5 protein-coding genes and 1 pseudogene are annotated in these 9,681 nt (G+C 74.4%); 1 reads left to right on the top strand and 5 read right to left on the bottom strand.

Going from position 1 to position 9,681, the window contains the following annotated elements; genetic code table 11:
* From ACIPFH_RS43060 to ACIPFH_RS43045, 4 genes and pseudogenes are all read right to left on the bottom strand, one after another.
* A pseudogene (locus ACIPFH_RS43060) lies at positions 1-145 on the bottom strand (esterase); the annotation flags it as partial.
* Positions 146-454: 309 nt separating this feature from the next.
* Positions 455-1,480 carry a helix-turn-helix transcriptional regulator gene (locus ACIPFH_RS43055; RefSeq protein ID WP_401835614.1) on the bottom strand — a complete coding sequence of 342 codons (1,026 nt, stop codon included), beginning with the start codon at positions 1,478-1,480 and terminating at the stop codon, positions 455-457.
* 95 nt (positions 1,481-1,575) lie between these two features.
* The gene (locus tag ACIPFH_RS43050) at positions 1,576-4,233 is read right to left on the bottom strand and encodes a BTAD domain-containing putative transcriptional regulator (protein ID WP_401835613.1); all 2,658 of its coding nucleotides are present in this window, start codon (positions 4,231-4,233) and stop codon (positions 1,576-1,578) included.
* 257 nt (positions 4,234-4,490) lie between these two features.
* On the bottom strand, positions 4,491-7,658 hold the full coding sequence (locus ACIPFH_RS43045; protein WP_401835611.1) for a BTAD domain-containing putative transcriptional regulator: 3,168 nt from the start codon (positions 7,656-7,658) through the stop codon (positions 4,491-4,493).
* 259 nt (positions 7,659-7,917) lie between these two features.
* Between ACIPFH_RS43045 and ACIPFH_RS43040 the strand changes: the two genes are divergently transcribed.
* Positions 7,918-8,769 (top strand): alpha/beta fold hydrolase, encoded by an 852-nt coding sequence (locus ACIPFH_RS43040; RefSeq protein WP_401835608.1) that lies wholly within the window; start codon positions 7,918-7,920, stop codon positions 8,767-8,769.
* Between the two features lie 254 nt (positions 8,770-9,023).
* Here the strand turns inward: ACIPFH_RS43040 and ACIPFH_RS43035 are convergent, their stop codons facing one another.
* On the bottom strand, positions 9,024-9,317 hold the full coding sequence (locus ACIPFH_RS43035; protein WP_356259958.1) for a DUF6355 family natural product biosynthesis protein: 294 nt from the start codon (positions 9,315-9,317) through the stop codon (positions 9,024-9,026).
* Between the last annotated feature and the right edge of the window lie 364 nt (positions 9,318-9,681).

The raw sequence follows: 9,681 nt of genomic DNA, 5'->3' as shown, positions 1-9,681 counted from the left end.
TCTCACCCGACTGCACCTCGTCGACCGCCTTACGCCCCTCCGCCGGCGCCAGATCGAAAAGGTACGGCGGGTTCGCGGTCGCCTCGGCGAACGCCGCGGCCTCGGGTTCGAGCACCGGCGTGACCGGCTCGACGACGTCGGACATGGCATCTCCTGCTGCTATCGATGTGCGCTGTCTTGCCCCGTCACGCTAAATCTGCCACGCGGGCGGAATTTGTCCACCCGTGCACCGACGCTGTGCTCACAGTGCACAGAACACGGGTCCCGCGACTCGGCGCATTACCAGCACATTTCCAGCGCATTCCCCGAGCATTGCCGATTCTCAGGCCGTTCCCGCGAAGGCTTTCCCCCACAGCCACGTCGAGAACCCGCAGGCCGCCGACTGCATTCCGGGAAAGAGTCCTGGGACGTGCGGTTGGATTCCCCATGAACGCCGCCCCCTTTCCCCTGGTGTTCAGCGAGGTCCGGTCCGCGCGCCGCGTCCCGCGGTGTCCCGCCATTCGCGGGGGGACATTCCATAGGCGGACCGGAAGACCCGGCTGAAATGCGTGGCGCTCAGGAAACCCCACCGTGCGGCCACGGCCGCGATGGTCCGGCCCGCGCGGCCGTACCGCATCAGGTCGCGTCGGCACTCCTCCAGACGGCGGCGCAGAATCCACCGGCCCACCGTGGTGCCCTCGTCCTTGAACAGCTTGTGCAGGTAGCGCACGGAGATGTGGTGGGCACGGGCGATGACCTCCGGGGACAGGTCCGGATCGGTCAGGTGCAGTTCGACGTACTCCAGGACGCGCCCCAGCACCGGGGATCGCGCGCCGGCTGTGCCCGGGGTCCCGGGCGCCTCGGACACTCCGGGACTTGCAGGCGCCCCGGGCGCCCCGGGCGCCCCGGGTACCGCTGTGCCCAACTGCTCGGCGGCGAGGGTCGCCAGCAGGTTCACCGCGTTCCAGGCGAGCATCTCGCCGACCGGGTGCCGGGCCTCGGCCGCGACACGGGCCAGGTCGGACAGCAGCGGCGACAGCAGGGTGCCGAGCCGGGAGGAGCAGGCGACCGGCGTCCGCACGATCCGCTCCACGTCGCAGTCCGCCAGGCCGAGCAGGTCGGCCGGGACGAGGAACATCGTCGCCCGGAACGGCTCGCGGAAGTCGAGCGCGGGGGCACGGTGGACGTCGTAGAAGCAGACGTCCCCGGGCGCCAGACGCAGCCCGGGGGCATCGAGCGGCTCGTGAGAAGCGGGGGGAACGACGGGAGCAGCGGGATCGAGGGGAGCGCTTGCGGGGCGGCCGCCGCTCCGCAGACCGACGAAGAGGTACTCGCCGCCGTCACGGGCGAGGAGGCGGTGGGCAGGGTGCGGCGACGCCTCTCCCGGCAGCCGGGCCGGTGTCTCCTCGCCGGTCATGATCTCGACGCCCGGCGGCGTCCGGCTCCCGGGCGTCTCGGGAGTGCGGGTGCTGTCACAGGTGCTCGTACTGGTGCTGCGCATCTTCCGCCGTAGCCTCCGGGGGATCCGTCCATCACGTCGTCCGGACGGTAGTTCGGCGGATGTGCAAAAAGAGTGACAACGAAGTGACAGCGCCTTCACGAGCCGCCTGGACGGCCCTCCGCCTCGGCCCGTTCCGTGGCGAAGACCCGCAGCAGGTCATGCAGGGTGTAGCGGCCCGGCGCGGGTTCGCCGAGAAGGTGCGCGTCGGCCAGCACGCTGAGCGACAGCCGGGCTCGGCGGACCGGCAGCCCGGCGAGCGCGGCGGCCCCGGCCGGGGTGATGTCGGGTCCTTCGTACCGGGGCAGAAGCCGGAACAGCCGCCTGCTGTCCGGCGCCAGGAGCCGGTAGGAGCCCAGGAAGGCCTCACGGGTGGCGGCGAGGGCGTCGAGACTTCCGTGGGCCTCGCGCAGTCCGGCGGCCACCGAGGCGAGCGGCATGTCCCGTCGGCCGACGGCACGCGCGGCGACGGTGGTCAGCGCCAGGGGCAACCGGCCGCAGCGGGTGACGATCTCGTCGGCGGCCGGGGCTTCGGCGGCCGCCCGCTCGGCACCGATCCGCCCGGCCAGCAACGCGTGCGCGTCCTCGGCGGCCGGGGGTGCGAGGCGGAGCGGCCGCGCTCCCGAGGCGACCAGTCCGGGCAGCGCGTGTCGGCTGGTGACCAGCGTCAGACAGCCCGGCCCGGCGGGCAGCAGCGGGCGCAACTGTCCGGTGCCGGCGGCGTCGTCGAGGACCACGAGGACGCGGCGACGTGCGAGGAGCGTGCGGTAGGCGCCGGTCAGGGCGTCGATCCCGTCCGGCATGCGGGGCGCGGGTACGCCGAGCGCCGCGAGCATCCCACGCAGCGCGTCGGCGGGCTCCACGACGGACCGGGCCGGATCGGAGCCACGCAGCGCCACGTACACCTGTCCGTCCGGGAAACGGTCGGCGACCCGGTGCGCCCAGTGCAGCGCCAGGGCGCTCTTGCCGACCCCGGGCATCCCACCGACCAGCACGACCCCCGCGGCCGAACCGGCCTCCTCCAGCCACTCCAACTCGCCCACCCGCCCCACGAAGAAACCAGGAGCCGACGGCAACTGAGCAGGCCGCACCAACGCCACGTCGCCGCCCCCACCACCACCGCCGACGCCGGCCACCGGGCGATCGAGGCCGCCGGGGGTGAGGGCGGCGAGGGTGGGGCCGCCGCTCAGGCCGCCGGGCGTATCGGCGGTGGGGTTGGGGCCGCCGCCAAAGCCGCCGGGTGTCACGGCGGTGGGATTGGGGTCAGGCGGGCCGGGGTGTTCGGCGAGCCGGGGGTGGACCGGCGCGGAGGCCGTGGGCCCTGGCGCGACCCCCGGGGCGGCGGGGCCGGGGCCGACGAACCCTGAGGCGGCGGGGTTTGGGCCGCCGAACGCAAGCCGCAGGGCGAAGGGCGCAGGTGGGTCAAGCCCCGGAACGACAGGGTCGGCTGGGGCAGGCCCCGGCTCGGCACGCCCAGCCACCCCCGGCCCGAACTCGGCAACCCCCGCCGCCGCAAGCCCGAACCCGGCAGGGCCCACGGCCACAGGCCCGGGCTGGGCGGGTGCTGGGACCGCAGCCCCGGGCTCGGCAGGCGCCGGGACCCCAGACCCAGGTCGGGCAAGTGCCGGGGCCGCAGGCTCAGACCCGGCAAGCCCCGGCGCCGCAAGCCCGAACCCGGCGGGACCGAGGGCCGCAGGCCCAGGCTCGGCAGGACCCAGGGCCGTAAGCCCCGCCTCGGTGGGACCGAGGGCCGCAGGCCCAGGCTCGGCAGGACCCAGGGCCGTAAGCCCCGCCTCGGTGGGACCGAGGGCCGCAGGCCCAGGCTCGGCAGGACCCAGGGCCGTAAGCCCCGCCTCGGTGGGACCGAGGGCCGCGAGCCCCGCCTCGGTGGGACCGAGGGCCGCGAGCCCCGCCTCAGGGGTCGGCTTCGTTCTCGTGACGCTGATCGGGTGGCCGAGTCGCACGACCGGCCCGCGCTTCAGTCGTCGTCCCACGTCCTGGCGCAGTACGCGCGTGTGCGCCGCCGCCAGTTCGGCGCCCGGGGTGAGGCCCAGTTCGCGGGTGAGGCGTCGGCGGATGTCCTCGTACGCTCCCAGGGCCTCCGCCTGGAGTCCGCGGGCGGCCAGGGCCAGCACCAGCCTGGCGTGCAGCGACTCGTCGAGAGGGTCGTGCGCGGTGGCCCGGCGCAGCGCGGGCAGCACCTGCTCCGCGCGGCCGCACAGCAGCGCCGCGTCGGCCGCCAGCCCGGCCGTCTCCAGGAGTTCCCGTTGCACGGCCGTGAACTGGACGTGTTCACGCACGCGTGCCGGAGCCCCCATCGCCACCTGCCCCCGCCACTCCTCCAGCGCCAGCACGAACTGCCGGGCCGCCGTCTCGGGCCGTCCGGTGGCCGCCGCCCGCTTTCCCTGCCGGGTCAGCTCACGGAAGCGCAGCAGGTCGACCTCGTCGGAGGTCGCCTCCAGGAGGTAGCCGCCGGTACGGCGCAGCAGGCGCCTGCCCGGAGCACGGGGCGGCAACCCGGGTTCGAGCAGCCGCCGCAACGCGCCGGCGTAACGCCGCACCACGTTCAGCGCGCTGGCGGGCGGCCGCTCGGCCCACAGCACGTCGACGATCTCGCTCATCGGCACGGACCGGCCCGCGTGCGCCAGGAGCAGGGCGAGCAGGGCGCGTTGCTGGGGGAAGCCGGGATCGAGCTCCCGCTCCGCCCGCCACACCCGTACGGGCCCCAGCACCTCGAAGCGCAGCGCCTCACCCACGAACGTCTCCGGCCTGCGGGGGCCGTCCGGCCAGACCGGTGAGCCGGTCCGACGGGGGCGGGAACGGTGACCGCGGTCCGTCCAGCGGCATGCCCGGGCCGCGCCCGTCGGAGCCGACCGCGCGCGGTACGGCCGGGCCGACGGAACCGAGGGGGCTGCACGCGGCCCGGCACCGGCAGGGGGATGACGGCGAGGGCCGGTACGGGGGCGGAGGCGAGGGCCGGCGCCGAGTCCGGCGCGCGGGCGGGGGTTGGATGTCAGACGGCACCGGCGTGTCCCTCCGGGGCGTTCAGCAGCGCCTCGACCCGCTCGGCGTCGGGGTGATTCAGGCCCTTGAGGAGGACGAGAGCCTGCTCCCATGCGGTGCGGGCGCCCTCGTGGTCGCCGGTGGCGAGATGGGTGTCGCCGACCCGGACGAGGATGTCGGCCTCGACGTACGGCACGCCCAGGTCGCGCAGCAGAGCGAGGGCGTTGCGATAGCCGAGGAGCGCGTGCGGGTGGCGTCCGAGGTGGTGGTGGGCGTAGGCGATGCTGTCCCAGGTGACGGCCTGGCCGTAGCGGTCGCCGAGTTGCTGGAGCATGGTGAGCGCCTCGAAGCAGTGCGTCAGGGCGTGCCGGTACTCGCCGAGCAGCGCGTGGTACCAGCCGACCGAGTTCAGTACGCTGGCCTGCGCGGCGCGGTCGCCGAGGGCGCGGAACAGGCCGAGGGCGAACTGGTTGTGGCGCAGAGCGCCGGGCAGGTCGCCCTGTTGCTCGCGCTCCCAGCCGAGACTGCGGTGGGTGTGGGCGCGGCCGGTGTCGTCGCCCAGCTCGGTGAAGAGCTCCAGGGCCCGTTCCAGTCGGGGAACGGCCCGGGAGTGCAGCCCGAGCCGGCCCTCCACGCGGGCCAGTCCGCGCAGGCCGCGGGCCTCCAGCGCGGGGTCGGCGAGCCGCCGGGCGGCGCCGAGCGCGGTGCGCTGCACGGCGAGCCCGTCGTGCCAGTGGCCGCGCCGGTCGAAGAACGGCTCCAGGGACCAGGCGAGTTGGCAGGCGAGACGTTCCTGCGCGGGCTGCCCCGACGTGGCGGCCTGGTCGACCACGGCGAGCAGCACCGCGTGTTCGGCGGTGAGCCAGGCCAGGGCGCGCTCGTCGTCGGCGAGGGATTCGGGATGGACGCCCTCGGGCGCGGGTGTCGGGGGCAGCGGGTCGGCGTTGGGGGCCAACAGCAGGTCCGCGGCGTGGGCGGTGTGCAGGTAGTGGTGGTACAGCCGGTCCAGGGCCGCCCCGCGCTCGGTCTCGGTGTGCCGCTCGTCCACGAGTTCGCCGGCGTGTGCGCGAAGGAGGTCGTGGAAGCCGTAGCGGCCCGGGCTGTGTTCGGTGACGAGGTGCAGTCCGGTCAGCTCGGCCAGCAGTGGCCGGGCCCGGCGTACGGGCAGGCCCACGAGGGCGGCCGCGGCCGGCGGGGAGAAGTCGGGGCCCGGGTGCAGGGCGAGCAACCGGAAGAGCCGGCCGGCCGCGGCCGAGACCGCGCGCGAGGACCAGGAGAAGACCGTGCCGACGTCCACCGAGGCGTCGGAGCGGGCGAAGGCGTCGAGGCTGCCGTGGGCCTCGCGCAGTTCGACGGCGACGGCGGCGAGCGGGAAGTGCGGGTGGCCGGCGGCCCGGGCGGCCACGCAGGCGAGGGCGAGGGGCAGTCCGGCGCACAGCTCGCTGATCTCGTCGGCCGCCCCGGGCTCGGCGGCGACCCGCTCGGCGCCCAGTCGGCGCACCAAGAACGCCCGTGCCTGGGCGGCGTCGAACGGATGCAGGGTCAGGGTGTGGGCGCCATGGGCGGCGACGAGGCCCGGCAACTCGTCGCGGCTGGTGACGATGGTGAGGCAGCCGGGCGAGCCGGGCAGCAGCGGCCGCACCTGCTCGGTGTCACGCGCGTTGTCCAGCACCACGAGGACCCGTCGGCCGGAGAGCACGCTGCGGTAGAGCGCGGCCTGCGCGTCGAGCCCGTGCGGAATCCGTTCCGGCGGCACACCGAACGCGCCGAGGAACCCCCGGACGGCCTCCCCCGGGTCCATGACGACGCCGGAGGGGTCGAAACCGCGCAGGTTGACGTAGAGCTGCCCGTCGGGGAACCGGTCGGCGACCCGGTGCGCCCAGTGCACGGCGAGCGTCGTCTTGCCGATGCCCGCCATCCCGCCGATGGCACCGATCACCACGGTCCCGGGCCGCGATCCGTCCGCACCGGACAGCGCGAACGCCTCGTCCAGTTCGGTACGCCGCCCGGTGAACATCGTTATGTCGTGGGGCAGTTGGGCAGGCGGCGGGAGAGAGGGCAGCTGGGGCGGGGCAGGCGCCTGCCCGGCGACACCGTCCGGTCCCGGCCCACCGGACCCCTGCACCGAACCACCGGACGACACGACCCCGGCCCCGACATCAGCACCGACACCAATACCGGGACTTTCGCCCGCACCGGTACCGATACCGGCACCAACACCGGGACCCCCGCCCGCACCCGCACCCGAGCCCGCGCCCCCACCGGCACCACCGACGTCACGACCAGCACCGAGACCCGCCCTCGCACCGGCAGGGGCGCCGCCCTGCGCATCCCTCGCGCCTTGCCCACCGTGTGCGGCCGGAGTGCCCTGGGCGGCGCCCTGCGCGCCCAACGCCTGCTGCGCCCCCGCCCCCCGCATCCCGTGCAGAACCGCGTCGCGTGCCTCGCGCAGTTCCGCGCCGGGGTCGATTCCCAGCTCTTCGGCCAGCCGTGCCCGTACGGCCTCGTACGCGGCCAGGGCCTCCGAGCGGTGGCCGACCGCGGCCAGCGCGCGGAGCAGTGCCGCCTGGAGGGGTTCGTCCAACGGATGCCGTGCGGCGGCCTGTCGCAGTTCGGGCAGGGCCACGTCCGGCCTCCCGGCGCGCAGCGCGGCGTCCGCCGCCTGCCGCACGGCGGCGAGCCGCTCACGGTCCACGGCGTCGAACGCCGGGTGCGCCCGGGCCGGCGCGGGGATGCCGGCGGCGAGCGGCCCGCGCCACAACGACAGTGCTTCGGTGAGGAGTTCGAGCGCCTGCACGGGCGACCGGTCCGCGAGCCGGCGCCCTTCCTCCCGCAGCGCGCGAAACTCCAGGAGGTCCGAGGAGTCACCGTCGGTCACCAGCCGGTATCCACCCGCGCCCCGCACCAGCCAGCGGCCCTCCGCGCGGGCGGCGATGCCGGGCTCCAGCAGACGACGCAGCGAACCCACATGACGCCGGACCACATTGACCGCGCTGCGCGGCGGATCCGCTCCCCACAGCACATCGACGATCTCGCCCACGGCGACCGGCTGTCCCGCCCCGACCAGGAGCAGGGCCAGGAAGGCACGTTCCTGCGGTCCCCCGAGCTCCAGTTCCACGTCCCCCCGAAAGACCCGAACGCCCCCCAGGACCGCGAACCGCACCGGCTCCAGCGGCACGTCATCCCCTCTCCGGTCTTCTCCACCCCGGCTTCGACTGTACGACAGGAGAAGCGTTACCCAGAGTTACAGAAAGGGCGTTCCCGCCGTTCAGCGGCAACGGCCAGGGAGGCAAGCGGAGCAACGAGCGGCCGGCGGCGGGCGGTTGGCAAGGCAGCGAACGCGAGAGAAAACTTGTTGAGCTAGGCGTGAACCTAGGGATACTAGGAAACAGCCCGGGCAAGGACCTGCCCGCACCGGCGACCGACAGGAGCAACTGATGACGACCCCGCACCGGACCGGCACCCTGGTGGTGCCCGGCGCCACCCTCCATTTCGAGACGCTCGGCAGCGGGCCGGTCCTGCTGCTCATCCCCGGCGGCGCGGGCGACGCCGGGCTGTACGCGGGCATGGCGCCGGAGCTGGCCACCCGGTACACGGTGGTCTCGTACGACCCGCGCGGCCTGTCCCGCAGCCCTCTCGACGGCCCGGCAGAGGCTCCCCGCACCGACGAACAGGTGGCCGTGTGGAGCGACGACGCCCACCGGTTGCTCGATCTGCTCGCCCCGGACGAGGAGGCGGTGGTCCTCGGGTGCAGCTCCGGTGCCGTCGTCGCGGTGGAGCTTCTCGCCCGGCACCCGGAGCGCCTGCGTCGGGTGGTCGCGCACGAGCCGCCGTTGCTGGAACTGCTGGAGGACCCCGCCCCCCATCGAGCGCTGTTCGCCGAGGTGCGCGAGATCCTCCACGCGGAGGGCGCCGACGCCGCCATGACCCGGCTCGGCGAGGGGCTGGCGGACGGGTCGGCCGGGCGGACGCCCGCGCGGCCGACGGAACTGCCGCCCGAGATCCGGGAGATGGCCGTCCGGATGCACGCCAATCTGCCCGTCTTCCTGGGACGTGTCCTCTGTCCGTTCTCCTCGACCCTGCCCGACCTCGCCGCACTGCGGCCCGTGGCGCGCAAACTGGTGCCGGCCGCGGGGCGCGACTCCCGCCACCAACTCCCGCTGTACGGGCCCGCCGCGCGTCTGGCGGAGCTCCTCGGATCCGGGTTCGTGGAGTTTCCGGGCGGCCACCTGGGAGCCGTCGAGTCCCCGAAGGAGTTCGCCGACCACCTGCTGACCGTCCTGGCCTGACCACCTGGACCGATCGCCCGGACCCATCGGCCGGACCCATCGGCCGGACCCATCGGCCGGACCCATCGCCAGGACCGATCGTCTCAGCTGACCGCCTTGAGCGACCACCTTGAGCGACCGTCCTGGACAGAACGCCCACGGCGACGGGGCGCGGCGACCGCGCCGGGCCCCGCCGAAGGGGCGAAGGGGCGAAGACGCACTCGGAGCCCGGGACGACCTCGCCCGGACCCCGAGAGCCGCGGAGTGACCGCGTGTCAGCAGGTGCGGCCGGTGTAGTGGGCGCCCTGGATCTTGTCGGCGGAGCCCAGCCACGACGTGCCGGGGCCGACGCACCGCTCGTAGTCGGCCGCCCAGGCCACGTCCACCTTGATGACCACGCGTGAGCCGTCGGACGTGCAGTGGTTGTAGAAGGCGTCGGAACCGGTCTCGTAGAAGCCGCAGGGGTCCGCGGCCGCGGGGCTCGCGGTGGCGGCCGTCAGCGCGCCCAGAGAGGTGAGCACGAGAGCGACGGAACCGATGGTGCTGAGCACCGTACGACGAACACGCACAGCGGATCTCCTTGTGTGAAATGAGGGTCGGAACGAGGGGGTCGAAACGGGAAAGGCCCAGGTCCGGTAAGGACCGAGGAGCCCGCCCCAGGATCGTGGTGGTCCCTCGGAGTTGATCGGACACCGGGCCGCGTTCACCCAGCGAATCGTTTCGCCGCTGCTCCGTCGGAGTGATCACCCCGAAAGGACGACTCGGCGGTGGAGATCACCGGTACGGAGGCCGGGTTCACCCGGGTGAGCGCCTTGAGTGGTGGAGAGGCGCTCCCTGACTGACGGTGGATCACGTCGGGCCGGGTCGTGTCAGCTGACGAGGTGTCGGCTGCCCGGTCGTGACGGAAGGACCATCAGATGCGTTCTGCTCGCA

The organism is Streptomyces sp. NPDC088157, from assembly GCF_044741545.1.
Taxonomy (GTDB): domain Bacteria; phylum Actinomycetota; class Actinomycetes; order Streptomycetales; family Streptomycetaceae; genus Streptomyces.
The sequence above is the reverse complement of the archived record's forward strand: the minus strand, read 5'-3'. Positions and strand labels throughout refer to the sequence as shown.